Raw genomic sequence first — 23,731 nt, forward strand, 5'->3', positions numbered from 1 at the left:
GCGCTGGACTAAACAAAGGCCCCCTTTTAGGGGGCTCACACAAAGCCACCTTCTTTAGAAGGTGGTAATTTACTTGTAAGTGTACTGGAGGGCTCCATGGCTGTAGCTGCCAATAAACGTTCTGTGATGACTCTTTTCTCAAGTGCATCAGATTTGTATAGCCATCAGGTTCGCATTGTACTAGCTGAAAAAGGCGTAAGTGTTGAAGTTGAGCTTGTTGACGAAGCAAACCTTCCTGCTGAGCTTGTTGAGCTAAACCCATATAAATCAGTGCCAACTCTTGTTGACCGTGAGCTAGCTCTTTACGATTCAAAAATCATCATGGAGTACTTGGACGAGCGTTTCCCTCATCCACCTCTAATGCCGGTTTACCCTGTTGCTCGTGGCAACAGCCGCTTGATGATGTACCGTATCGAACGCAACTGGTATTCACTCGCTGAAAAAGTGATGAAAGGTAATGCGGAAGAATCAGAAAAAGCACGCACAAAGCTGCGTAATGATCTTCTGACGTTAGCGCCAATTTTTGCTGAATATGAGTACTTCATGAGCGAAGAATTCAGCTTGATCGATTGTTACCTAGCTCCACTATTGTGGCGTTTGCCTCAACTTGGTATCGATCTTGTTGGCCCTGGTTCAAAAGAAATCAAGGTATACATGAACCGCGTATTTGAACGTGATTCGTTCCTTGCTTCTTTGACTGAAGCTGAACGTGAAATGCGCCTAGTTCGCTAAGCGATTTAAAACACGTTATGGATATTGCAAAAATGACTGCTCGCCGCCCGTATATGCTTCGCGCATTTTACGACTGGTTAGTAGACAATGACTTGACTCCTCACTTGGTTGTGGATGCAACAATGCCAGGGGTGCGTGTCCCGGTTGAATTTATTCAAGATGGTCAAATTATTTTGAATATTGCGCCACGTGCAGTGGGTAATCTTGAGTTAGGTAATGATGCGATTACCTTCCATGCTCGCTTTAGCGGTCGTCCGCACTCAGTGATCGTGCCTGTGTATGCTGTTCAAGCTATTTATGCACGTGAGAATGGTGCTGGTACTATGTTTGAACCAGAAGAAGCGTACACTCACATCGAAGAAGAAGCGATGACCGAGGAAGAATCATCCCCATCGTTCACAACGGTTAGCGATGAGCCTTCTGAGTTAGTTTCTGATTCAGATGCCGAAGAGGACGATGCTCCTCGACCAAAAGGCAAACCAAGCTTAAGAGTGATTAAATAATAAAAAAGCAGCGTAACGCTGCTTTTTTCTTTTTAACTTGTTGAAGATGATTTCAAGCCAGACTTTGGAAATTACTCACTAATCGTAAAGACTTCGACGTTCTCTTCATTTTCTGTGCTTACCTCACTTTCTATTGTTTGTACACCGTCATTCGGTAAGTCCACTTCAACAGGCTCCATTTCGCCGTATTGGAACCCTTTAATGACTTGTTTTACGCCTGAGATATTACGCGCGATTTCTGTCGCTCGATCGCCTTGTTTTGGTGTGACATAACCAAACAGAAAAACATCGCCATCTTCGGTGATCACTTTAACCTTAACACCATTAAGTTCAGAATCAGTAAGCAAAGCTGACTTTACTTTGGTTGTGATCCAGCTGTCATTGCTAATCTGGGTAACAGTGAGTGGCTCTTTTTGTTTGATTTGATTGTGTATGACTTTTACACCACTAACTTCTCTAGCTCTTCGCTCTAAAGCAAGGATAAGGTCTTGTGTCGGAGCTTGTCCCATAAGGACTACAGTCCCATTATATGAACTGGCAACGACACGCACTTCACCTTTAAACGGTGCTTTATTGCCGATCGCCGCAACTTCGAATTCAATGTTATTGTCCTGCCAGATTTGTTTTGTCGTGCGTGTGTCCGTGACAATATTCGCTGTGGTTGCTGCACCTGCGATAAACAAACCTGCGCAACCACTTAAACTCAATGCTGTTAATAAGATAACGAGGCTACGTATCATAATTCTGATTCTCAGTCTTGGTTACTCTTCGTGAGCAGGGAAAAGCACCTGGTCAATAAGATCACAAAGACAATGGAGTGTTACCATATGTACTTCGTGAATACGTGCAGTGCGGTGTGATGGAATACGAATTTCGACGTCGTTCTCACCGAGCAGTCCTGCCATCTCTCCGCCATCTTTTCCTGTTAGCGCGATAATCGTCATGTCTCGAGTTACGGCTGCTTCCATCGCTTTGATAATATTTTTACTGTTACCGCTAGTTGACATGGCAAGCAAAATGTCGCCTGGTTGACCAAACGCTCGTACCTGTTTTGAGAAGATTTCCTGGTAGTGGTAATCGTTGGCCACTGCGGTTAGGGTGGTATTATCGGCGGTTAAGGCCATTGCTGGTAGGCTAGGACGCTCAGTTTCAAAACGGTTTAAAAGACAAGAAACAAATTGTTGAGCGTTTGAAGCACTGCCGCCATTACCACAACATAAAATTTTATTGCCATTAAGCAGGCTCGACACCATCGCTTGAGCTGCATGAGTAATGGCATCAGGCAGCGCCTCTGCTGCTGCGATTTGAATTTGAATACTTTCTGTAAAGCTGTCTTTAATGCTATCTAGCATCGCTTATCCTTCAGAGATTGCGTTTTCTATCCAGTTGATATCTCGCCCATTATCATGAATGGCGATGACATCAAATCGATAATCGATATTGTGTTTTAAGCGCTTTTGTTGGCTAAGCCAAACTTGTGCGGTTTTGACTAGCTTGCGCATTTTAGCGTGCGTCACCATTTCTGCTGCCGAGCCAAAGTGATTGTTCTTACGGTATTTGACTTCAACAAACACAATAGTTTCACCTTGTTGGAAGATTAAATCAATCTCACCGACCTTAGTCAGAAAATTTTGTTCAATAAAGTTTAAGCCCTGGCGTTGTAAATACTGCTTCGCCAGAGCTTCATATTGATTTCCGATTTGGCGCTTACTAAAGAGCCCCACGCTCAGCCCAGCTTAGCTCACGCTGTACAACACAATTATTGTCGATACTTAAAATACCGGTTTGGCCGCCAACTGAGTAGCCCGGAACGACCTTCATTTGTGGCAGCTCCCCAATCAATTTATACGCATCCATACCCAGTGCTTTCAAACGCTTTTCCATGTTAGATTGCTCTGACCACAGCTCGTTCATTTCAGCGGTCACGCTAGGGTCTGGGTCAATCAGTAATGGGATATCGCTGTAGATGATGCCTGTTAGATCTTCGTAAGTCGCGCCGCCACTGTTGCTACGCGAGCTAGAGAAAATTTGTGGTGCTTTGGCGTCTGGGTTAATCGCTACCTCAATAAACGGCTTGATCAAAGTCAGTTCCGTGCTTCTAGCAACAATATAAACCGCATCGACATCACGACGGCTACGTGGCTGTGTTTCAAGCTTGATACGCATTAGTGATTGCATCTGAGCAATACGTTGTTTGCTTTCTTGCAGACCAAATACTTCATTGATGTCTTTTTGAAGTTGGCGCTTGTCGCCAAAATAACTTGCTGCGACTTTATTAGAGCTGTACTTGCGCCATTCTTTGTTGAAAGCTTCAGTTACACGCTCACCAAAGCTGCCCTTTGGTGCCAGAATCAGAGGGAAGTTATAGCCTTCGCTGAACAAGTGTTTCGCTGCCTGTGCGGCTTCTTGTTCTGGTGATAATGCCAAGTAGCAAATATTGCTATCTGGTTGCACATCTTCGGGAATATTTAGCGCAAGGGCTGGAATCGTAGGACCATTTTCTGAGCCATCCATGGTTGTGTGCAATAGCTCAACGTTTTCTTTTTCTAGGGGACCAACAACAAAGTCGATGTTTTCATTGATCAAACGTTGTTTAATTTGGTCGGCGTTATACGCATTAGTGTCTATTACCGTGAGGGTAGCGCTTGGATCACGGTTACGATCATTCATCATCGCAAACACAAAACCATCACGAATTAATTGCGCTTGTGGCGAGAATTTACCAGTAAGCGGCAGTAACAAAGCGGTGTTGTTTGGTTTAACAATGTCTAGAGAGAGAATGTTTTGAATCTCTTCTGGTGTGTAGATAGCGGCTGGGTGCGATGGGTTCTCGTTTAACCAGCGTTCTAGGGTATTTTTTAGTTGGGATAAGTTGCCCGACAGCGTTTTCGCATAAATAGCGAGTTGTAGCCAACCATCTAAAACATCTTCATTTGGCTCTGTTTCTAATGAGGTCAGTTCGTACTCGGAGTAGCTGCCAAAGTTCATCCAAATACGGCTAGAAATCTCTCTCTGCTCCGCGGACGATGCATATTGGCCAAATGCAACCAGTTGGCGGTTTGCCTCAAACGCTTGGTTAAGACCTTGATAAGCGTCGGCACGCATCAAGTAATAGTCTTTCCATTGCTCATTTGGCAACTTCCACCAAGGTTTAAAATTCAACAATTGCAGCAACTGAGAGTAATTACCCTGTTTTTGCTGTATGGTCGCACGCGCTAGTTGCCACTCTGCTTGCTGAACTTCGGTTAACTGTTGACGAGCCAGGCGCTTGATCAACATTTCTGCTTGATCAAACTGGTTTGCTTGAATCGCGGCTTTGGTTGCCATGATCAACCAGTCATTTTGTAAACTGCCTTCCGTGCTATCAGCTTGGATCATATAGTTCTGAACAGACTGAGTAGGCTCAAGTGTTACATCAACGCCATCAGGCTGTCTTGGACCTGAAGAACAGGCGGCGAGCGTAATTGCTAGTGCAACAGGAGTAAGTATGCGTGGTACACTGAGTCTCTTATGGTTAATCATTGCCGTGAGTTCTCTATAATTTTGTACAAAATTGTCTCTATATTAATCGTTGAAGTGATGGTAAACAAATGACAGATAAAAATAAGTTGCCGAATGAGGGGCCAACTCTCTATATCGTACCGACTCCAATCGGAAATTTAGCGGATATCACCCAACGTGCTATCGAAATTCTGTCGACTGTGGACATCATTGCCGCTGAGGATACTCGACATACGGGCAAATTACTGTCTCACTTCAATATTCAAACCAAAACTTTTGCTCTACATGACCACAATGAGCAGCAAAAAGCACAAGTTTTGGTAGAAAAGCTGCTTTCCGGTCAGTCTATCGCATTAGTTTCTGACGCTGGTACGCCACTTATCAGCGACCCAGGATACCATTTGGTGACAAAATGTCGTCAAGCGGGCGTTAGAGTTGTGCCTCTTCCAGGTGCCTGTGCGGTCATTACGGCGTTAAGTGCCTCTGGCTTGCCATCGGATCGCTTTAGCTTCGAAGGTTTTTTACCACCGAAAAGCAAAGGTCGTAAGGATAAATTCCTAGAGATTGCTTCGGTAGAGCGTACGTGTATTTTTTACGAGTCACCGCACCGTATTTTAGACTCTCTACAAGACATGTTAGACGTTCTTGGCCCAGATAGAGAAGTTGTGTTGGCAAGAGAGCTAACAAAAACCTTTGAAACCATTCAAGGCATGCCGTTAGGTGAGCTGATTGAATGGGTGAAAAGTGACGATAACCAACAGCGTGGTGAAATGGTATTGTTGGTACATGGCCATCGTGAAACAACAGACGACTCACTACCTGAAGATGCTTTACGCACGTTAGGGATTTTGACCAAAGAGCTGCCTTTGAAAAAAGCAGCTGCTTTGGTGGCAGAAATACATAACTTGAAGAAGAATGCGCTATATAAATGGGGCTTAGAAAACTTAGACTAAGTGCCGCTAGCGAGATAAATGGTCAATGAGGGCTGATGTTTAGGCATCGGCCTTTTTATTATCTATTTTTGGCACGTTGACTAAAAAGTCATCACTTAGTGCATTCATTTCATCATATCTGTGATCTAACTAGACTCTGAAGTGAGAACTCTATACAATCCGCCCTCGGAGCTGACTGGGTAGTCGCTGCTTTGTTGATGTCCTTCGGGAGACTGACGTCGAAGTCCCTTTGGGAGACTGACGTTGACGTCCTTCGGGAGACTGACAAAGGGGAGGAAAGTCCGGGCTTCATAGAGCAAGGTGCCAGGTAACGCCTGGGGGGCGCAAGCCTACGACAAGTGCAGCAGAGAGAAGACCGCCGATGGCCCGTAAGGGTACAGGTAAGGGTGAAAGGGTGCGGTAAGAGCGCACCGGACGACTAGCAATAGTTCGTAGCAGGGTAAACTCCACCTGAAGCAAGACCAAATAGGCCTCCACATTGCGTTGCTCGCGTAAGGAGGCGGGTAGGTTGCTCGAGCCAGTGAGTGATTGCTGGCCTAGACGAATGGCTACCGCCGCGCAAGCGGAACAGAACCCGGCTTATGTGTCGGCTCCACCTATTCGAGACCCATCTCTACTTCGGTAGTGATGGGTTTTTTGCATTTAATTGACGCAAACTATGTCATTACCAATAAACTTGGCGTAAATCACGTCTAACTTTAGACTTGTGGTGGCGATGATGTAGGAAATCAGTACACTAAAGAATCGCTTCAAGATCATTCAACGAGAAAGCTATGACCGAAACCTTCCAACATATTTCCGTGTTATTAAATGAATCCATTGATGGCTTAGCTATCAAACCAGACGGCGTCTATATTGATGGAACATTTGGCCGTGGCGGTCACAGCCGGACAATTCTATCTAAACTCGGTGAAAATGGCCGACTGTACAGTATCGACCGTGACCCTCAAGCGATCGCTGAGGCAGGCAAAATCAATGACCCTCGCTTCACCATTATTCATGGCCCATTTTCTGGTATTGCTGAGTATGCTGAAGAGTATGGGCTAGTTGGAAAAGTGGATGGTGTTCTGCTGGATTTAGGCGTTTCTTCTCCTCAGTTAGACGACGCAGAGCGTGGCTTTAGCTTTATGAAAGACGGTCCGCTAGATATGCGTATGGACCCGACATCAGGTGTTCCAGTATCTCAATGGTTGATGGAAGCAGACCTCGATGATATCACTTGGGTCATTCGCGAGTTTGGGGAAGATAAACATGCGCGCCGTATTGCAAAAGCGATTGTTGCCTACCGTGAAGATGAAGAAAATGAGCCAATGGTTCGCACAGGTCAGCTGGCAAAATTGATTTCAGATGCCGCACCGAAAAGTTTTAAAGAGAAAAAACACCCTGCGACTCGTGCTTTCCAGGCTTTTCGTATTTACATCAACAGTGAGTTAGAAGAAATTGATACGGCACTTAAAGGCGCGGCGAGCATTCTGGCTCCTGAAGGCCGTTTATCTGTGATTAGCTTCCACTCTCTGGAAGATCGTATGGTCAAACGTTTTATCCGTAAAGAGAGCAAAGGGCCTGAAGTGCCACACGGTATTCCAATGACGGAAGAGCAAATTCGTGCTCTTGGTAGTGCGAATATGAAAGCGGTGAGCAAAGCGATCAAGCCAAGCAAACAAGAAATTGAAATGAACCCTCGCTCGCGCAGCTCTGTGTTAAGAATTGCGGAAAAGCTTTAATTATTATGACGAAACCCACTCCTAATCTTGCTAAGTTGATTGCAACAGATCTCCTCACTGTTGGTCGCTGGCCATTACTGTTGTTGCTATTGATCGTGGCATCGGCAATGGGAGTGGTATTTGCTACCCACCATGCGCGTCAAGCGATCACTGAGAAAGATCACACGTTGGTTGAACGAGAACGGTTAGATAGCGAATGGCGTAACTTAATGTTGGAAGAAACTGCCCTCGCGGAACACAGTCGTGTTCAAGACCTTGCCAAAAAAGAACTTGAAATGAAACGACCTGATGGCGATAAAGAAGTGGTTGTCACGCTCAAATGATTAGAAAAAAATCCAACACGAAACAAGCCAATAAGCGTAAACCTGTAGCAAAAGAGAAAGCGGCTACGGGGGATAAGAAAACCGATAACAAAGCAGTGAAAGTGGCGGTCGAAGAATCTTTCTTGATTCGTTGGCGCTTCCATCTATTACTGTTTTTTGTTTTTTGTGCATTTGCCCTTTTGGTGGCACGCGTAGCCTACATCCAAATCATTGAGCCAGATAACCTGATTAAACAAGGTGACCTACGTTCGGTTCGTGTTAAATCCATTCCTTCTGCTCGCGGTATTATTTCGGATCGAAATGGTGAGCCGCTTGCTGTCAGTGTGCCGGTTGAGGCGGTTTGGGCAGATCCTGCCACTATATTTAAAGAAAACGCGTTAAGCCAGACCAAAAGTTGGCATGCATTAGCGGATGTTCTTGGTATTGACCGACAAGGGTTAATAGACAAAATTAAGCGCAATGAAAAACGTCGCTTTATCTACTTGCAGCGCCAGGTCAGTCCGGCCATGGCGAACTATATTCGTGAGCTAAAGCTGCCAGGTGTTGGCCTTAAGTCGGAATCTCGTCGTTATTATCCTGCAGGTGAGGTTAGTGCTCACTTAGTCGGTGTAACAGGCATTGACGGGCATGGCCTAGAAGGTGTGGAGCGTAGCTACGATGAGTGGCTCACTGGCGCGGCGGGTAAGAAAACTATTCGTAAAGATCGCTATGGTCGTGTTGTGGAAAACATTGCTTGGCAAGACAAGCAAGAAGGTAAATCACTTCAGCTAACCATCGATCAGCGCCTACAGGCGATTGCGTATCGTGCGATTAAGCAAGCCGTTGCGGACCACCGCGCTACTTCAGGTTCTGTTGTCATGTTGGATGTAAAAACGGGCGCCGTATTGGCCATGGTTAATGCTCCTTCTTACAACCCTAACAATCGTAGCGATTGGCAAAGCTATCAAATGCGTAACCGAGTGATCACGGACTCAATGGAGCCCGGTTCGACCATTAAGCCTTTCGTTATTTTAGCCGCCTTAGAAAATGGGATAGCCGATAAAGATACCATCGTAGATACCGGTAATGGTGTCCTACGCTTAGGTGGTAGTCGAGTCAGAGATGTCTCTCGCGTAGGCAAAGCGAGCTTGACCACGATCCTTAAAAAGTCGAGTAATATCGGTGTGACGAAGCTAGCAATGCAAATGCCGGTAGAGGCGCTTCTTGGGCTGTACAGTTCAGTGGGTTTTGGTGAGCTTTCTGGCCTAAACCTAGTTGGGGAAGTGACGGGTATTTTTCCTACACGAACTCGTTGGTCGCCAATTGAGCGCGCCACGATTGCGTTTGGTTACGGTCTATCAATTACACCAATCCAGCTAGCCCATGCTTATGCGACGCTTGGAAACCTTGGCAAATACGAGCCTATTCATATTATTGAAAGCAATGATCATGACATGTCACGTCAAGTGGTGAGTGCGAAGTATGCGCGTCAAGTATTAGACATGTTGGAAACCGTAACTCAAAAAGGGGGCTCGGCTCGCAGAGCGGCAGTTCCTGGTTATCGAGTGGGAGCGAAAACGGGTACATCACGTAAAGCTTCTGCTGGTGGGTACAGCGATGAGTACATCACCTACACGGCTGGGCTTGCTCCGGTTAGCGATCCGCGAATTGCTTTAGTAGTGATCGTAAATGAGCCTCAAGGCGATGACTATTATGGTGGTTCGGTAGCGTCTCCTGTCTTCTCTGAAATCATGAAAGGCGCGCTACAAATACTCAATGTTGCACCTGACGAAAACAAATTCCAACAGTAAGCCCTGTGGTTTACTGAGCAAACAAAATTAAGAAAACCTGAGCCAAAGCTCGGAGAACAAATATGACTAAAGCCATCAGTATGGACGTGCTGCTTTCCCCTTGGGTGGATTGCCCTAGCTTATCGTCCGTTCTTGTTTCTGAATTGGAGCTCGACAGCCGAAGAGTTCAACCTGGAACCACGTTTGTAGCAGTGATTGGCCATGTTGTGGATGGGCGTAAATTCATTGCCTCTGCAATTGAGCAAGGTGCAAATGCAGCCCTGGCGCAAGCCTGCGATGTCAAAACACATGGTACGGTGGAAATCATTGATGATGTTCCCGTCATTTACATTGATAGGTTGGACCAACGTTTATCCGCAATTGCTGGAAAGATCTATGCTTACCCTGATATGGATTTGATTGGTGTCACCGGCACCAACGGCAAAACCACCATTACCCAGTTAATAGCGCAATGGCTAGAACTGCTTGATCATAAAGCGGCGGTAATGGGAACAACAGGAAATGGCTTCCTCAATAACTTGCAACAAGCTGCGAATACAACGGGGAATGCCGTTGAAATTCAGAAAACGCTCTCCTCTCTCGCAAATCAACAAGCCACATACACCGCGCTAGAAGTATCTTCCCATGGCCTGACGCAAGGTCGTGTCAAAGCATTATCATTTGCGGCGGGCGTGTTTACTAACTTAAGTCGTGACCATCTTGATTACCATGGCACGATGGAAGAGTATGCCAATGCAAAGCTTGGGTTGTTCACGCAACACCAATGTGAACGTGCCATTATCAATGTTGATGATGAAGTAGGTCATCAATGGGCGTCGCAGTTAAGTAATGCGGTCGCTGTTTCGCTCAAACCGAACACTGAATTTGAAAGCGCAATTTGGGCGACGGAAGTCAGTTACGCGGAGTCAGGGATTACTATTAAGTTCGATGGTAAATTTGGCTCAGGTGAATTGCACGCGCCATTGATTGGTGAGTTTAATGCAACCAACTTAATGCTCGCTTTTGCGACCTTATTAAGCTTAGGTAAAGAGAAACAAGCGTTACTCGAAACCGCAGGTCAACTGCAACCTGTACTCGGCCGAATGGAGTTATTCCAAACTGAGGATCGTGCCAAAGTCGTGGTTGATTATGCCCATACTCCTGATGCTTTAGAAAAAGCGCTGCAAGCTTTACGAGTTCATTGTGAAGGCCAGCTGTGGGCTATTTTTGGCTGCGGTGGCGATCGCGATGCAGGTAAGCGCCCAATGATGGCGGAAATTGCAGAGCGTCTAGGCGACAGAGTGGTGTTGACTGACGATAACCCACGCAGCGAAGACCCGGTTCAGATTGTGAAAGACATGTTAGCTGGGCTGTCAAAACCTGCTGAAGCGATTGTTCAGCATGACCGCTTCAAAGCACTGTCTTATGCCATTGAAAATGCTTCGCCAAACGACATTATCTTGTTAGCTGGGAAGGGTCATGAAGATTATCAGATTCGTAATGGCGAAACGATTCATTACTCCGACCGCGAGTCCGCAATGCAACTTTTAGGATTGACCTCATGATCAAAGTAACGTTATCTCAAATTGCAGACATCACACGTGGCGAGCGATTCGGCGACGATCTACTTATTGACGCGGTTTCTACTGATACACGAACGATTGATCGTGGGGCTCTATTTGTGGCGTTAGTAGGGGAACGCTTTGATGCGCACAACTTTTGCCAACAAGCGGTAGATGCAGGTGCCGGTGCTTTACTCGTGGAAAAACGCTTAGATGTGAATGTGCCGCAAATTGTGGTGTCGGATACCAAACTTGCATTGGGTGAATTTGCTTCTTGGGTGCATCAAGCATGCCAAACACCTACCGTTGCGATCACCGGAAGTTGCGGTAAAACGACCGTAAAAGAAATGGTTGCGAGTATCCTGCAATTGAAAGGCAAAGTGCTATTCACGGCGGGTAACTTCAATAATGATATTGGTGTTCCGTTGACATTATTACGCTCACAGCAGGATGATGATTATGCCGTGATTGAGCTTGGTGCTAACCATATCGGTGAAATTGCTTACACGACTCAGTTAGTAAAACCAGATATCGCGTTAGTGAACAATGTAGCAGCCGCTCACCTTGAAGGCTTTGGTTCTATCGATGGCGTGAAACAAGCCAAAGGTGAAATCTACCAAGGCCTTTCAGCTGGTGGTATTGCGATTGTTAACCTAGACAGCAATGGTGAAGCCAAGTGGGATGAAGTGTTAGCAGATAAGAAAGTCATTACTTTTTCACAAAGTAATACTGATGCAGACTTCTTCGCTTCTAACATCGTATTGAACGCCGCAGGTGAAGCAAGCTTTGACTTACATATCGCAGCAAGCTCACAAGAAATTGAACTGTCTCTGGGTATTATAGGTCAACACAACGTTGCGAATGCCATCGCTGCTTCTATTATTGCGTTACAAATGGGCGCCACATTAGAAGAGGTTCGCGCTGGCCTTAAACATTTGAACAAAGTGAAAGGTCGCGTCGAGGTTGAAGCGCTGAGCGAAAAGATAAAATTGATTGACGACAGCTACAACGCGAGCGTGCCAGCCATGAAAGCGGCAGTTGATTTATTGGCCGCTTTCCCAGGTCAACGCTGGCTGATTTTAGGTAATATGGCGGAATTGGGCGAGGAAAGTCTTGCACTTCATCGTCAAGTCGGGGAACATGCTGCCCCACAAAAATTTGAACATGTTCTCACATATGGTGCAGACGCCAAGGTGATCAGTGATCTTTGCCAAGGCATTCATTTTGAGACGCACCAAGAGATGATTGAATACATCAAGCAGCATCTAGACCAAGCCGTTCCTGAAAACCATACGATATTGGTGAAAGGAGCGAACGGTGCACGTATGTTTGAAGTCGCTGCTGCTTTGAAGGAGTATTATTAATGATTATTTGGCTTGCCGAGCTGCTACAGCCATACCTGTCTTTTTTCCGATTGTTTGAATACTTGTCTTTTCGAGCAATCCTAAGCGTATTAACCGCTCTAGGTCTGTCATTATGGATGGGACCAATCATGATCAAGCGTTTGCAAATGCTGCAAATTGGTCAGGTAGTGCGTAACGAAGGTCCTGAATCTCACTTTAGTAAGCGTGGTACCCCAACAATGGGCGGTATCATGATCTTAGCGGCCATCTCAATCACGATTTTGCTATGGACAGACTTATCCAACCCTTACGTATGGGCGGTACTGACAGTCTTACTTGGCTACGGTGCGGTCGGATTTGTTGATGATTATCGTAAAGTGGTACGCAAAAATACCGATGGCTTGATCGCGCGTTGGAAGTACTTCTGGCAGTCGTTGATCGCGTTTGTCGTCGCTTTCGCATTGTATGCTTACGGTAAAGACACAGCAGCAACTCAGCTAGTGGTGCCATTCTTTAAAGACATCATGCCGCAGCTTGGTTTGATGTATATCATTCTGACTTACTTTGTCATTGTAGGTACAAGTAACGCGGTCAACCTGACTGATGGTCTAGACGGTTTGGCAATCATGCCAACGGTTCTTGTTGCAGCAGGCTTCGCGGTTATTGCATGGGCGACCGGTAACGTTAACTTCTCTGAATACCTTCATATACCATACTTACCACATGCTTCTGAGTTAGTTGTCGTATGTACAGCAATCGTAGGTGCAGGCCTTGGTTTCTTGTGGTTTAACACGTACCCAGCACAAGTGTTCATGGGCGATGTGGGCTCACTAGCGCTTGGCGGTGCATTGGGCACCATTGCTGTTCTAGTTCGTCAAGAGTTGGTGTTGGTGATCATGGGTGGCGTATTTGTAATGGAAACGCTATCAGTCATCCTGCAGGTAGGTTCTTACAAATTACGTGGTCAGCGCATTTTCCGTATGGCACCAATTCACCACCACTACGAATTGAAAGGTTGGCCAGAACCTCGCGTAATCGTGCGCTTCTGGATTATTTCTATGGTTCTTGTTCTGATTGGTCTTGCGACATTGAAAGTGCGTTAATCGCGCTTTCCAAGAACAAGATTTACAGTGTGATCAAATATGGAACGTTGGCAAAACATACATAGTGTTGTCGTCGTAGGGCTCGGTATTACCGGGCTCTCTGTCGTTAAACACCTAAGAAAAAATCAGCCACAACTTGTGGTCAAAGTCATTGATACTCGTGTAAACCCTCCAGGTGCAGAGCGCTTGCCGGAAAGTGTTCAACTGCATAGTGGTGGTTGGAATACAGACTGGCTTTCTGACGCGGATCTTATCGTGACCAACCCTGGTATTGCGCTAGCGACACCAGAGATCCAAGCCGTATTAGCAAAAGGTACGGCCGTAGTAGGTGATATCGAGTTATTCGCTTGGGCGGTGCAGAAACCGGTGATTGCGATTACGGGCTCAAACGGTAAGAGCACAGTAACCGACCTCACGGGTGTGATGGCTAAGGCTGCAGGTTTGGATGTTGGCGTTGGTGGTAACATCGGTGTGCCTGCACTGGATTTGTTAGAACAAGACGCAGACCTATATGTACTCGAACTCTCGAGCTTCCAGTTAGAAACGACGTCAAGCTTAAAGCTCAAAGCCGCTGCGTTTCTGAATCTTTCTGAAGATCATATGGATCGTTATCAAGGCATGTCTGACTATCGACAAGCTAAGTTGCGTATTTTTAACCATGCTGCTCTTGCAGTCGTGAACCGTGATGATCAAGAAACCTTCCCAGACGCAGAGATGCCATTGGTGACATTTGGCAGCGACAATCAGGACTTTGGTCTCGAGGTGGATGGCAACCGTACTTGGCTGCTCGATCACGGTCAACGAGTTGTCGCAAGTGATGAGCTTAAGTTGGTTGGTAAGCACAACTTATCTAACGCTCTGGTTGCTTTAGCGCTATTAAAAGCTGCGGACGTAAACTATCACAACGCATTGAATGCACTTAAAAATTACACAGGACTGACACACCGATGCCAGGTGGTTGCGGATAATCAAGGCGTCAAATGGGTGAATGACTCTAAAGCAACTAATATTGCCAGCACTATGGCTGCGCTATCTGGTTTGGAATCGACAGGCAAGCTCTACTTACTCGTTGGTGGTGTTGGCAAAGGTGCTGACTTCTCGCCATTAAAACCGATCTTCGCGACGCTTAACTTGCAACTGTGTTGCTTTGGCGCTGATGGCGATGAATTTATGCCACTGCATGAATCTGCAATACGTTTCGACACTATGGAAGATGTGATTCAACAAGTATCTTCGCAGTTAAAACCAGGTGATATGGTGATGCTGTCTCCTGCATGTGCTAGCTTTGATCAATTCGACAACTTTATGGCAAGAGGTGATGCTTTCGCTGCTCTTGCTCAGAAATATGCATAATTAAAGGTTACACACTTCGTGGGTTTAGGTAACGTTAAACGCAGTATTGGCAATTGGCTCAAGCATCCAGCCCCAGAGGCGATGTTTGATCGTCAGTTAGTGTGGATTGCACTGGGTTTGATGTTGACTGGTTTGGTCATGGTAACCTCTGCATCATTTCCAATCAGCTCTCGATTAACGGAACAGCCGTTCCACTTTATGTTTCGTCATGCGACGTTTCTCGTGCTGGCGTTAGGGACCTCCGCTGTTATTTTGCAAGTGCCTTTGCAAGAGTGGTTTAAGAAGAGCCATTACTTACTTTGGGCTTCTTTCGCACTGTTGATCATCGTGCTTTTGGCGGGTAAGTCGGTTAATGGTGCGTCTCGTTGGATTCCCCTCGGGCTGTTTAACCTTCAGCCAGCGGAGGTCGCGAAGCTATCGCTGTTTATCTTCATGTCTGGTTACTTAGTTCGAAAGCAAGACGAAGTACGACAAACGTTCTTTGGTGGCTTTATGAAGCCAATCATGGTGTTTGCCTTCTTCGCAGTATTACTACTTGGTCAGCCAGACTTGGGGACGGTGGTCGTGATGCTGGTCACGCTGTTTGGCATGCTTTTTATCGCAGGTGCAAAACTAACCCAGTTTCTCGCCTTGATGGTGGCAGGTATCGGTGCTGTCGTTGGTTTGATTCTCGTCGAGCCATACCGTATGCGACGTGTAACCTCCTTCCTTGACCCGTGGGAAGACCCGTTTGGTAGTGGCTATCAGTTGACTCAGTCTTTGATGGCGTTTGGTCGTGGTGAATGGTTCGGACAAGGTCTCGGTAATTCAATTCAAAAACTGGAATATCTACCGGAAGCGCATACCGACTTTGTGTTTGCCGTACTTGCTGAAGAGCTTGGTTTCGTAGGCGTAGTGCTGGTCTTAATGCTGATTTTTAGCTTGGTGCTAAAAGCGGTTTACATCGGCAAGCGTGCATTTGAAGAAGGCGAAATGTTCGGAGGTTATCTGGCTTTCGGAATTGGTATTTGGTTTGCGTTTCAAACCTTGGTTAATGTTGGAGCCGCCGCCGGTATTGTTCCAACTAAAGGTTTAACACTTCCACTCATCAGTTATGGTGGTTCTAGTCTAATAATTATGTCCGTCGCAGTGTCCATATTACTGCGTATCGATTACGAATGCCGCTTGAAACGCGAGCAACAACAATCAGAACAACAAGCTAATGAAACAAAATAAACGTTTGATGGTGATGGCTGGTGGTACTGGCGGTCACGTGTTCCCAGGTCTTGCGGTAGCGAAGCAGTTACAAGAACAAGGCTGGGAGATTCGCTGGTTAGGCACCGCGGATAGGATGGAAGCGGATTTAGTGCCAAAACATGGCATTGAAATCGATTTTATCAAAGTAAAAGGTCTACGAGGTCAAGGCGTTAAGCGTCTTCTTGCGGCACCATTTCAAATTATCAATGCCATCATGCAGGCTCGTGCTCACATGAAACGCTGGCAGCCAGACGCAGTGCTTGGCATGGGCGGTTATGTGAGTGGCCCTGGTGGTATTGCCGCTTGGATGAGTGGCATTCCTGTTGTTCTGCATGAGCAAAATGCAGTAGCAGGTTTAACGAACCAATGGTTATCAAAAATCGCTAAGAAGGTTTTTCAGGCTTTCCCCGGCGCTTTTCCAAATGCCGAAGTGGTTGGGAACCCAGTTCGTGAAGACGTGACTCAATTAGCAGCGCCAACTGAGCGCATGCAAGAGCGCCAAGGTCCAATTCGCATTTTGGTGATGGGTGGCAGCCAAGGCGCACGTATTCTTAACCAAACTCTGCCAGAAGTGATGTCGAAATTGGGCGAAGATTACTGTATTCGTCATCAAGCGGGCAAAGGTGCCGCCGAAGAAGTGAATGCAGCATACCAAGCTAATGGTGTGGTAAATGCAGAAGTAATGGAATTCATTGATGACGTGGCAGAAGCTTACGCATGGGCTGACCTTTTAGTTTGTCGCTCTGGAGCGTTAACTGTTTCTGAAGTCTCGGCGGCAGGTGTAGGCGCTATTTTTGTTCCATTCATGCACAAAGACCGCCAGCAAGCACTTAATGCAGACCACTTGGTGGATTGCGGCGCGGCGAAAATGATTGAACAACCAGATTTAACCGTTGAGTCTCTGACTCAGCAGATCCAACAATTGGATCGCCAAGCTTTACTTACAATGGCTGAGCAAGCGCGTGGCGCTGCAAAATTGAATGCTGACCGAGTTGTCGCACAAGCCATTGTCGCTTTGACCGAAAAGCGTTAACCGAATTATTGAGAATAGAATTGATGACAATCCAACATACACAAGACTTAGCTCAGATTCGCGCAATGGTGCCAGAGATGCGCCGCGTGAAATCCATCCACTTCATCGGTATTGGTGGTGCGGGCATGAGCGGCATTGCAGAAGTGCTGTTGAACGAAGGCTACCAAATCACAGGTTCTGATCTATCAGAGAACGCTGTGACAGAGCGTTTGGTATCAAAAGGTGCGACGGTATTTATTGGTCATCAAGCCAGTAATGTAGAAAAAGCCAGTGTGGTTGTTGTGTCAACGGCGATCAACGAAGAAAACCCAGAAGTGATGGCGGCACGTGAATTACGTATCCCTATTGTACGCCGCGCAGAGATGTTGGCTGAATTGATGCGATTCCGTCACGGTATTGCCGTTGCGGGTACACACGGTAAAACCACGACGACCGCTCTTGTTACTCAAATCTATTCTGAAGCCGGTCTTGATCCAACGTTTGTGAATGGCGGTTTGGTGAAAAGCGCAGGTACAAATGCGCGTCTAGGCTCGAGTCGTATTCTAATTGCAGAGGCAGATGAAAGTGACGCGTCATTCCTGCACTTGCAACCAATGGTGAGCATTGTTACCAATATCGAAGCCGATCATATGGATACCTATGGTGGTGACTTTGAAACCTTAAAGCAAACCTTCATCGATTTCCTTCATAATCTACCGTTTTACGGCCAAGCAATTGTTTGCATTGATGATCCAGTGGTTCGAGAGTTAATCCCACGTATTAGTCGTCAAGTGATAACTTACGGTTTTTCTGAAGATGCCGACGTACGTATTGAAGATTATCGTCAAGAGGGACAGCAAGGCAAATTTACGGTAGTACGTAAAGGGCGAGCTAACTTAGATATCACGCTGAATATTCCAGGTCGTCACAATGCATTGAATGCGTCTGCTGCGATTGCGGTTGCTACTGAAGATGATATTGAAGACGATGCGATCCTAAAGGCAATGGCTGGTACGCAAGGTACGGGAAGACGTTTTGATCACCTTGGCGAGTTTGATACTGGCAACGGCCATGCAATGCTTGTTGATGATTACGGCCATCATCCAACAGAAGTGGATGTAACCATTAATGCAGCACGCAGTGGTTGGCAAGACAAGCGTTTGGTGATGATTTTCCAACCGCACCGTTATAGCCGTACTCGTGATTTATACGATGATTTCGCGAATGTGCTTGAACAGGTGGATGTATTGATCATGCTGGATGTTTACGCAGCGGGTGAAAAGCCGATTGCAGGTGCTGATGGGCGCGCTTTATGTCGCACAATTCGCAGCCGAGGCAAGGTAGATCCGATTTTTGTTCCAGAAATCGAGCAATTACCTTCAGTTTTAGCTAACGTTATACAAGACGGCGACCTAATCTTAACGCAAGGTGCGGGTGATATTGGTAAAGTGGCGAAACAGCTGGCAGGTCTTAAATTGAATATAAACAAGATGCTTGGCTGACACATATTGTTGATGCGAAGGACAGATAAAGACTCAGATCTCGATTTTGCGTCAATATCATTGTGATTTATTGCTATCAGTGTTTGATAGTTTACAAGAGCTCAGTATAATCCCAAGGTTAAAGTCAAGACTTTTACCTCTGCGTAATTATATGGGTAAAAAGTACACGACAAAAGTCAGGAAACGAAGACGTTGTTGAATATTGCACTGAATGACGAGCGACCAAACACGGGTAACAACCGTGGTCGCCAAGAAAAAATTTTGGGTGCGTTATTTTTCGTTGTGGTTGTGACTTTAATTAGTTCTGTTTTGTACGCGGCGATCAGTTGGATGTGGGATGACCAAAGGTTACCTCTCTCCAAAATAGTACTTCAGGGGAAACTGGAGTATGTCCAAGCTGACGATGTGCAGGCTGCATTTAGTCGAATTGATCACATCGGTACATTTATGTCCCAGGATATTGATGTATTACAGCAAAGTGTCGAAGCTCTGCCATGGGTAGCGCATGCCGCAATCCGAAAGCAGTGGCCGGATACAGTAAAAGTTTTTTTGACGGAGCATCAACCAGAAGCCATTTGGAATGGCAACGAACTGTTAGATAAAAACGGGTTCGTTTTTGATGGAGATGTTGCTCTGTTGCAAGAAGAAAAAGTGAAGCTGTACGGACCCAAAGATAGCGGGCCGGAAGTCTTACAGACTTACCGTGATTTGAGTCCTAAGTTTCAGCAATTGGGTTTAGCGATATCGTCTCTGGTATTAAACGAGCGACGAGCTTGGCAAATCATCCTTGATAACGGTATTCGATTAGAGCTCGGTAAAGAGTCTCTTCTTGAGCGTATAGAGCGCTTTTTTAAGCTCTATAACAAGCTTGGCAGTGACACGCAAAGAATCAGTTATATCGATCTTAGGTACGATACAGGAGCCGCAGTTGGTTGGTTTCCTGAACAAGAGTTAGAAGAGAGTACAGATGACTAAGGCCGCTGATGACAACATTATTGTTGGTCTTGATATAGGCACTGCAACCGTATCGGCTCTAGTGGGTGAGGTTTTACCAGACGGTCAAATTAATATTATTGGCGCAGGTAGTAGCCCCTCACGCGGCATGGATAAAGGTGGCGTGAATGATTTGGAGTCGGTTGTAAAATCAGTACAACGTGCAATTGATCAAGCTGAATTAATGGCAGAGTGCCAGATCAGCCGAGTCTTCATTTCGTTGTCTGGTAAGCATATCGCAAGCCGAATTGAAAAAGGTATGGGCACGATTTCTGATGAAGAGGTGTCTCAAGAAGACATGGATCGCGCTATCCATACCGCAAAATCGATTAAAATCGGTGATGAACAGCGAATTCTTCATGTGATCCCGCAAGAGTTCACCATTGATTACCAAGAGGGAATCAAAAATCCGCTTGGTTTATCTGGGGTAAGAATGGAAGTGAGTGTCCACCTTATCTCATGCCATAATGACATGGCACGCAACATTATTAAGGCGGTAGAACGCTGCGGCCTTAAAGTAGAACAACTCGTATTTTCTGGGCTTGCTGCTAGCAATGCAGTAATCACCGAGGATGAAAGAGAGCTTGGAGTTTGTGTGGTTGATATTGGCGCCGGCACGATGGATGTGGCCATCTGGACTGGCGGTGCGTTACGTCACACAGAAGTATTTTCGTACGCAGGAAATGCTGTAACCAGTGATATTGCTTTTGCTTTTGGCACGCCAGTGAGCGATGCTGAAGAAATAAAAGTCAAATATGGCTGTGCTTTGAGTGAACTGGTCAGTAAGGATGACACGGTTAATGTACCAAGCGTAGGTGGACGACCATCACGTAGCCTGCAACGTCAAACGTTGTCAGAAGTGATTGAGCCACGCTACTCTGAGCTTATGGGACTGGTTAACCAAACTATCGACTCTGTACAAGCAAAATTGCGCGAAGAGGGTATCAAGCACCATCTGGCTGCGGGAGTTGTACTCACCGGCGGTGCTGCGCAAATGGACGGAGTGGTAGAATGTGCGGAACGCGTATTCCGCAATCAAGTAAGGGTCGGCAAACCGCTCGAAGTCAGCGGATTAACTGACTATGTAAAAGAGCCGTACCATTCTACGGCAGTTGGATTACTTCATTACGCAAGAGACATGCAGTCTAGCGACGATAGCGATTATAATGAACCTAAACGCTCATCTGTAACTGGCTTTTTCGATAAATTGCGTAACTGGATACAAAAAGAGTTTTAACCTGAGTTGCAGGATAAACGGAGACAACACATGTTTGAACCGATGATGGAAATGTCTGACGATGCAGTAATCAAGGTCGTTGGGGTTGGTGGCGGCGGTGGTAACGCCGTTGAACACATGGTGCGTGAATCCATCGAAGGTGTGGAATTCATCAGCGTCAACACTGATGCGCAAGCACTTCGTAAGACAAGCGTTGGCAATGTTATTCAGATCGGTGGTGATATCACTAAAGGTCTGGGTGCAGGTGCTAATCCACAGGTTGGCCGTGACGCAGCTCTCGAAGACAGAGATCGAATTAAAGATTCCCTGACTGGCGCCGATATGGTGTTTATCGCAGCTGGTATGGGTGGCGGTACCGGTACTGGTGCAGCGCCTGTTATTGCTGAAGTGGCTAAAGAGCTTGGCATTCTAACAGTAGCGGTAGTAACTAAACCGTTTAGTTTTGAAGGTAAAAAGCGTTTGGCATTTGCTGAGCAAGGTATCGATGAGCTCTCTAAGCATGTTGACTCTTTGATCACGATTCCAAACGAAAAGCTACTTAAAGTACTTGGTCGTGGTGTAACACTACTAGAAGCTTTTGCAAGCGCTAACGATGTTCTTAAGAATGCCGTTCAAGGTATTGCTGAGCTAATTACTCGCCCTGGCATGATCAACGTCGACTTTGCGGACGTAAGAACAGTAATGTCTGAAATGGGTCACGCAATGATGGGTAGCGGCATCGCCAAAGGTGAAGACCGTGCTGAAGAAGCGGCTGAAATGGCAATTTCTAGCCCACTTCTGGAAGACATCGATCTAGCGGGCGCTCGTGGTGTTCTTGTCAATATTACTGCTGGTCTGGATATGCGTCTTGACGAGTTTGAGACGGTTGGTAATACAGTGAAGGCATTCGCTTCTGACAATGCGACTGTTGTTATCGGTACTTCTCTAGACCCTGATATGACTGACGAAATCCGCGTAACAGTTGTAGCGACAGGTATTGGTAATGAGAAAAAGCCAGATATCACGCTAGTTGCGGGTGGTAAAGCTAAAGTGGCACCGACGCCGCAAGCTCAACCACAGCAACAAGCAGCGGCAACGCAAGCTGAAGAAAAACCGGCACAGACTTTGCAGAATAATCAAGTGCAAGAGAAGCCACAGGTAACTCCTCAGCCGACAAACACTGCTCCTTCTTCTCCAGCTTCGTCGAGCCAAAGTTCTGCGGCTCCAAAGCAAGAAAAGGAAAGTGGTTATTTAGATATACCGGCATTTTTGCGTCGTCAGGCTGATTAATCTTTAACCCATAAATTTGACATGGCTCAAAATTATGGTAGCATTCACGGTCGACGTTACAGACGGCCGTGTTTTGTAGCAAATTTTTGAGAGGCAAGCAGATGATCAGACAACGTACTCTGAAAGAAATAGTGAAAACAACTGGTGTGGGTCTCCACTCTGGTCGTAAAGTCACACTTACTCTGCGCCCGGCTGCTGCAAATACAGGTATCATTTACCGTCGTACAGATGTAAATCCACCTGTAGATTTTCCAGCTGATCCAGCTTCGGTTCGTGACACCATGCTTTGTACTGCATTGGTAAACGATGAAGGTGTGCGTATTTCAACTGTTGAGCACTTGAATGCGGCACTTGCTGGTATGGGCATCGATAACATTGTTGTCGAAGTAGACGCACCTGAAATTCCGATCATGGATGGTAGTGCAAGCCCATTTGTATACTTGCTACAACAAGCAGGTATCGAAACGCAAAATGCGCCAAAACGCTTCATCCGTATCAAAAAGCCAGTTCGTTTTGAAGATGGTGATAAATGGGCAGAATTTGTACCATTTAACGGCTTCCGTATGGACTTCGAAATTGAGTTTAATCACCCAGCGATTGAATCAGACGAGCAACGTTTGCTGTTTGATTTCTCGTCAAAAGGCTTTGTTCGTGAGATTTCTCGAGCACGTACGTTTGGCTTTATGCGTGATATCGAATATCTACAATCTCAAAACCTAGTTTTGGGTGGTAGTTTTGACAATGCTATCGTTTTGGATGATTACCGTATTCTTAATGAAGAAGGTCTACGCTTTGAAAATGAGTTTGTGACTCACAAAGTGTTGGATGCGATTGGTGACCTTTACATGTGTGGCCACCCAATCATTGGTGAATTCCGTGCCTTTAAATCTGGCCACGGTTTAAATAACCAACTGTTACGTGCTGTTCTTGCAGATCAGGAAGCGTGGGAGTGGACTACATTCGAAGAAGAAGTCGGCTCACCAGTAGCATTCGCAGAACCAAATATGGTGCTTGCGTAAATACTTGGCATTAGAATTAATAAAAAACCAGGCTTATGCCTGGTTTTTTGCTATTTGGCTTTAATCCTGGATTTATCAATAACATTCAAGCTTTCAGCATATTGAAATAACGTTCACTTACGATCTTCCTTTTCTGCCATATCGGCTAATCGTTTTAAACGCTCTTGAATTTTCGGTGGCGCCATGTCGGCAATCGTCATTAATGACTTTGCTGCAGATTCTGTTAGTGGTGGACGCTTAGGTCTGTCGTCTTGTTGAAAGCGGTTTCGATATAGTGAAGGATTGATCCTCACTTCAACGCTCATCAGCTTGGCAAAGCCTTGAGTACGAAGTTTATTTAGGATCATGAGGCGATCGTAATCGATCTTCATTTTGATCGCGGCACTAGAGACATCGATCAATAGATGGCCGTTACGAACATTCGCTACTCGGCAATGATCGGCCGTCCCCGTGGGTAAGACCTCTTGCAAAGCTTGGTTAAGCTGTAAGATTTCTCCAGCATGTTCTTGAATCTGCTTGAACTGTGACTCAGCAATAACATCTTCAGTCGAGGTTGGACGGTGATCACGCATAGGTAAAATCTAATTTTGTTGAGAT

Annotated in this window: 22 protein-coding genes and 1 other RNA gene; 18 read left to right on the plus strand and 5 right to left on the minus strand. The window is 46.0% G+C overall.

The genetic code is table 11. The annotated features are described in order from the left end of the window. Nucleotides 1-96 precede the first annotated feature (96 nt). Together sspA and sspB are read left to right on the plus strand one after the other, a co-directional pair. Nucleotides 97-732 carry a stringent starvation protein SspA gene (gene sspA / locus R7Q38_RS16545; RefSeq protein ID WP_005372897.1) on the plus strand — a complete coding sequence of 212 codons (636 nt, stop codon included), beginning with the start codon at nucleotides 97-99 and terminating at the stop codon, nucleotides 730-732. Between the two features lie 17 nt (nucleotides 733-749). Next, a complete protein-coding gene (sspB, locus tag R7Q38_RS16550; RefSeq protein WP_005387408.1) occupies nucleotides 750-1,235 on the plus strand; it encodes a ClpXP protease specificity-enhancing factor in 486 nt (161 codons plus the stop codon). Nucleotides 1,236-1,306: 71 nt separating this feature from the next. Here sspB and R7Q38_RS16555 read toward each other — a convergent pair whose 3' ends face one another. From R7Q38_RS16555 to R7Q38_RS16570, 4 genes are read right to left on the minus strand one after another with little or no spacing between them, the layout of a single operon-like run. Continuing rightward, a complete protein-coding gene (locus tag R7Q38_RS16555) occupies nucleotides 1,307-1,975 on the minus strand; it encodes a BON domain-containing protein (RefSeq protein WP_137281705.1) in 669 nt (222 codons plus the stop codon). 21 nt (nucleotides 1,976-1,996) lie between these two features. Further along, entirely contained in the window at nucleotides 1,997-2,587 is a 591-nt protein-coding gene (locus R7Q38_RS16560) for a phosphoheptose isomerase (RefSeq protein ID WP_005372901.1), read from the minus strand. Nucleotides 2,588-2,590: 3 nt separating this feature from the next. After that, nucleotides 2,591-2,959: a YraN family protein gene (locus R7Q38_RS16565; RefSeq protein ID WP_005372903.1), complete on the minus strand. Its 369-nt coding sequence runs from the start codon at nucleotides 2,957-2,959 to the stop codon at nucleotides 2,591-2,593. Next, nucleotides 2,946-4,757, minus strand: a complete 1,812-nt coding sequence (locus tag R7Q38_RS16570; protein ID WP_005372905.1) for a penicillin-binding protein activator — start codon at nucleotides 4,755-4,757, stop codon at nucleotides 2,946-2,948. Before R7Q38_RS16570 ends, R7Q38_RS16565 begins: the two co-directional genes overlap by 14 nt. A gap of 68 nt (nucleotides 4,758-4,825) precedes the next feature. Here R7Q38_RS16570 and rsmI point away from each other — a divergent pair, with 68 nt between their 5' ends. From rsmI to lpxC, 16 genes are all read left to right on the plus strand, one after another. Then, nucleotides 4,826-5,689 (plus strand): 16S rRNA (cytidine(1402)-2'-O)-methyltransferase, encoded by an 864-nt coding sequence (gene rsmI / locus R7Q38_RS16575; protein ID WP_005372907.1) that lies wholly within the window; start codon nucleotides 4,826-4,828, stop codon nucleotides 5,687-5,689. A gap of 167 nt (nucleotides 5,690-5,856) precedes the next feature. After that, nucleotides 5,857-6,287: RNase P RNA component class A (rnpB, locus tag R7Q38_RS16580), an RNA gene on the plus strand. A gap of 175 nt (nucleotides 6,288-6,462) precedes the next feature. Next, nucleotides 6,463-7,413: a 16S rRNA (cytosine(1402)-N(4))-methyltransferase RsmH gene (gene rsmH / locus R7Q38_RS16585; RefSeq protein ID WP_005372918.1), complete on the plus strand. Its 951-nt coding sequence runs from the start codon at nucleotides 6,463-6,465 to the stop codon at nucleotides 7,411-7,413. 5 nt (nucleotides 7,414-7,418) lie between these two features. Then, nucleotides 7,419-7,736 carry a cell division protein FtsL gene (gene ftsL, locus R7Q38_RS16590; protein WP_005387405.1) on the plus strand — a complete coding sequence of 106 codons (318 nt, stop codon included), beginning with the start codon at nucleotides 7,419-7,421 and terminating at the stop codon, nucleotides 7,734-7,736. After that, the gene (locus R7Q38_RS16595) at nucleotides 7,733-9,526 is read left to right on the plus strand and encodes a penicillin-binding transpeptidase domain-containing protein (protein WP_086046525.1); all 1,794 of its coding nucleotides are present in this window, start codon (nucleotides 7,733-7,735) and stop codon (nucleotides 9,524-9,526) included. The genes ftsL and R7Q38_RS16595 overlap by 4 nt, the downstream gene beginning before the upstream one ends. A 62-nt stretch (nucleotides 9,527-9,588) precedes the next feature. Then, nucleotides 9,589-11,070 carry a UDP-N-acetylmuramoyl-L-alanyl-D-glutamate--2,6-diaminopimelate ligase gene (gene murE, locus R7Q38_RS16600; RefSeq protein ID WP_239938443.1) on the plus strand — a complete coding sequence of 494 codons (1,482 nt, stop codon included), beginning with the start codon at nucleotides 9,589-9,591 and terminating at the stop codon, nucleotides 11,068-11,070. Beyond that, nucleotides 11,067-12,431: a UDP-N-acetylmuramoyl-tripeptide--D-alanyl-D-alanine ligase gene (locus R7Q38_RS16605; protein WP_017821486.1), complete on the plus strand. Its 1,365-nt coding sequence runs from the start codon at nucleotides 11,067-11,069 to the stop codon at nucleotides 12,429-12,431. The genes murE and R7Q38_RS16605 overlap by 4 nt, the downstream gene beginning before the upstream one ends. Next, nucleotides 12,431-13,513 carry a phospho-N-acetylmuramoyl-pentapeptide-transferase gene (mraY, locus tag R7Q38_RS16610; protein ID WP_005372931.1) on the plus strand — a complete coding sequence of 361 codons (1,083 nt, stop codon included), beginning with the start codon at nucleotides 12,431-12,433 and terminating at the stop codon, nucleotides 13,511-13,513. The genes R7Q38_RS16605 and mraY overlap by 1 nt, the downstream gene beginning before the upstream one ends. A 39-nt stretch (nucleotides 13,514-13,552) precedes the next feature. Beyond that, entirely contained in the window at nucleotides 13,553-14,866 is a 1,314-nt protein-coding gene (gene murD, locus R7Q38_RS16615; protein WP_017633614.1) for a UDP-N-acetylmuramoyl-L-alanine--D-glutamate ligase, read from the plus strand. Nucleotides 14,867-14,884: 18 nt separating this feature from the next. Further along, entirely contained in the window at nucleotides 14,885-16,081 is a 1,197-nt protein-coding gene (gene ftsW / locus R7Q38_RS16620; protein WP_005372933.1) for a cell division protein FtsW, read from the plus strand. Continuing rightward, complete coding sequence (murG, locus tag R7Q38_RS16625) at nucleotides 16,068-17,135, plus strand: undecaprenyldiphospho-muramoylpentapeptide beta-N-acetylglucosaminyltransferase (protein WP_158159555.1); 1,068 nt, start codon at nucleotides 16,068-16,070, stop codon at nucleotides 17,133-17,135. Before ftsW ends, murG begins: the two co-directional genes overlap by 14 nt. Nucleotides 17,136-17,158: 23 nt before the next feature. Then, entirely contained in the window at nucleotides 17,159-18,616 is a 1,458-nt protein-coding gene (murC, locus tag R7Q38_RS16630) for a UDP-N-acetylmuramate--L-alanine ligase (protein WP_005387395.1), read from the plus strand. A gap of 192 nt (nucleotides 18,617-18,808) precedes the next feature. Further along, the gene (locus R7Q38_RS16635) at nucleotides 18,809-19,591 is read left to right on the plus strand and encodes a cell division protein FtsQ/DivIB (protein WP_005387393.1); all 783 of its coding nucleotides are present in this window, start codon (nucleotides 18,809-18,811) and stop codon (nucleotides 19,589-19,591) included. Further along, on the plus strand, nucleotides 19,584-20,846 hold the full coding sequence (gene ftsA / locus R7Q38_RS16640) for a cell division protein FtsA (protein WP_005372946.1): 1,263 nt from the start codon (nucleotides 19,584-19,586) through the stop codon (nucleotides 20,844-20,846). Before R7Q38_RS16635 ends, ftsA begins: the two co-directional genes overlap by 8 nt. A gap of 30 nt (nucleotides 20,847-20,876) precedes the next feature. After that, complete coding sequence (gene ftsZ / locus R7Q38_RS16645) at nucleotides 20,877-22,115, plus strand: cell division protein FtsZ (RefSeq protein ID WP_017633617.1); 1,239 nt, start codon at nucleotides 20,877-20,879, stop codon at nucleotides 22,113-22,115. Nucleotides 22,116-22,216: 101 nt separating this feature from the next. Further along, nucleotides 22,217-23,134, plus strand: a complete 918-nt coding sequence (lpxC, locus tag R7Q38_RS16650) for a UDP-3-O-acyl-N-acetylglucosamine deacetylase (protein ID WP_005381871.1) — start codon at nucleotides 22,217-22,219, stop codon at nucleotides 23,132-23,134. 113 nt (nucleotides 23,135-23,247) lie between these two features. On the opposite strand, the gene R7Q38_RS16655 is transcribed toward lpxC, so the two are convergent. After that, nucleotides 23,248-23,706, minus strand: coding sequence for a DUF721 domain-containing protein (locus R7Q38_RS16655; RefSeq protein ID WP_033906094.1), 459 nt, complete (start codon nucleotides 23,704-23,706; stop codon nucleotides 23,248-23,250). Nucleotides 23,707-23,731: the final 25 nt, after the last annotated feature.

The sequence above is a fragment of the Vibrio sp. Vb0598 genome (assembly GCF_033338935.1).
GTDB classification, from domain to species: Bacteria; Pseudomonadota; Gammaproteobacteria; order Enterobacterales; family Vibrionaceae; genus Vibrio; species Vibrio alginolyticus.